This is a genomic window from Streptomyces graminilatus (assembly GCF_001418565.1).
GTDB classification, from domain to species: Bacteria; Actinomycetota; Actinomycetes; order Streptomycetales; family Streptomycetaceae; genus Streptomyces; species Streptomyces graminilatus.
Map to the genome: position 1 here is coordinate 1 of NZ_LIQQ01000827.1, position 1,790 is coordinate 1,790.

The following is a 1,790-nucleotide window of genomic DNA, read 5'->3' on the forward strand; positions in this document are numbered from 1 at the left end:
GGTGGTGACGTCGCAAAGAATCTCGTCCCGCCCACTCCCTTCCCCGCCCCCGGCCAGCCGCACAGCGCCCACAAGTGCCTTGAAGACATTGACACTTGTGGAGTCACCGACCACGATCTGCCCGGCACCCGCCCCCACCAGCGGAGCGATACGGTCACCGATCCGCTCGGGCGCGGTCCACCATCCGCTCTCGTCCCAGGACCGGATGCGCAGCTCGCCCCACTCCCGGCGCACGACGTCGTCGAGCCGGGCGGGAACGGCGGCGGGAAGCGCGCCGAGCGAGTTCCCGTCCAGGTAGGTGACGCCGAAGTCGAGCACGAACCGCTCGCGCACCTTGGCCAGTTCATCGCGCGAGTCGAGCCGCGCGGCGATCTCCGTCTTCGAAGGCAGCAGCTCAGACATAGGACCTGGCCGTCCACAGCTCGGGGAACACGTTCTTCTGGGCCCGCTTCTCCAGCCAGGCGACCCCGGCGGAGCCACCGGTACCGGTCTTGGCCCCCATGGCCCGCCGAGTGGCCACCAGGTGATCATTGCGCCAACGCCACACCAGCTCGGCGACGTTCGTCAACGCCTCGCCGAGACGGGCGAGTTCGTCCTCCGGATCACCGGAGTAGAGCGCGGTCCAGGCGGCCTCGACCTCGGCGGAGGGCTCGTACCGCTGGGACACGTCCCGGGTCAGGACGGCGTCCGGTACGGCGTAACCGCGCCGCGCGAGCAGCCGCAACACCTCGTCGTACAGGCTCGGTTCGTGCAGCGCCTTCTCCAGCTCGGCGTGCACACGCGGTGCGCCCCGATGGGGCACGAGCATCGACGCGGACTTCTCGCCGAGCAGGAACTCCATCCGCCGGTACATCGCGGACTGGAACCCGGAACCCTCACCGAGGGCGGCACGGTACGAGTTGAACTGGGCCGGGGTGAGCTGGGCGAGGGGGCGCCACGAGGCGTTGAGCGCGTCCAGCTCACGCACGGACCGCTTGAGCGCGGCGACGGCGGTGGGCACGTCATCTCCGCGAAGCGCGTTCGCGGCGGTCTCCCACTCGTGCACGATGACCGTGAACCACAGCTCCATGACCTGGGTCGTCACCAGGAAGACCATCTCTCCGGGGTCGTCGGAGAGGGTGTGCTGGAGGTGGGTGAGGACGTCGGCCTGGACGTAGTCCTCGTAAGGGGTGGTGCCGGCGAAGTCGAGATGCGGGGTCTCGGGCTCCGAAGCCTCGGTGGGCTGAGCCTGGAGGGACATCGCTGTCTCCTGTTGTACTCCGGGTAGCGGTCCGCCCCTGCCGAATTCCGACACGGGGGCCCCGGTCCCCGGGGCATTCAACACAATCGTCCCCCAATCCCGCAAGACCCGCCTGGTCACAGACAGGCGGGTCTCACGGTACGGACGCGGGACGCAGGGTTACGGGGTTACGGGGTTACTGGCCGAGCGTCTGGGCCGCCGTGTCCGAGGAGTCCTTCAGGAACTGGGTGCAGCGCTCGTACTCCTCCTGCTCGCCGATCGAACCGGCGGCACGGGCGAGGGCGTACAGGGCCCGCAGGAAGCCACGGTTCGGCTCGTGCTCCCACGGCACGGGTCCGTGGCCCTTCCACCCGGCGCGGCGCAGGGAGTCCAGTCCGCGGTGGTATCCGGTACGGGCGTAGGCGTACGACTCCACGACGCTGCCGCGCTCGAAGGCGTCGTCGGCGAGCTGGGCCCAGGCGAGGGAGGAGGTGGGGTACTTCGCGGCGACGTCGGCGGGTGCGGTGCCGTTCGCGAGGAGTTCGCGGGGCTCGGGGTAGTCGGGGAGGTG

2 protein-coding genes and 1 pseudogene are annotated in these 1,790 nt (G+C 69.8%); all 3 read right to left on the bottom strand.

Annotation, left to right across the window (positions count from 1 at the left end):
• Window positions 1-402 (bottom strand): annotated as a pseudogene (locus AOK08_RS41930) (kynureninase); the annotation flags it as partial.
• Window positions 395-1,240 (bottom strand): tryptophan 2,3-dioxygenase family protein, encoded by an 846-nt coding sequence (locus AOK08_RS41935; protein WP_055535829.1) that lies wholly within the window; start codon window positions 1,238-1,240, stop codon window positions 395-397. The gene AOK08_RS41935 and the pseudogene AOK08_RS41930, both read right to left, overlap by 8 nt.
• Before the next feature lie 175 nt (window positions 1,241-1,415).
• Window positions 1,416-1,790: DUF3151 domain-containing protein (locus AOK08_RS41940; RefSeq protein ID WP_055535831.1), on the bottom strand; the 375-nt coding region annotated here is incomplete at its 5' end.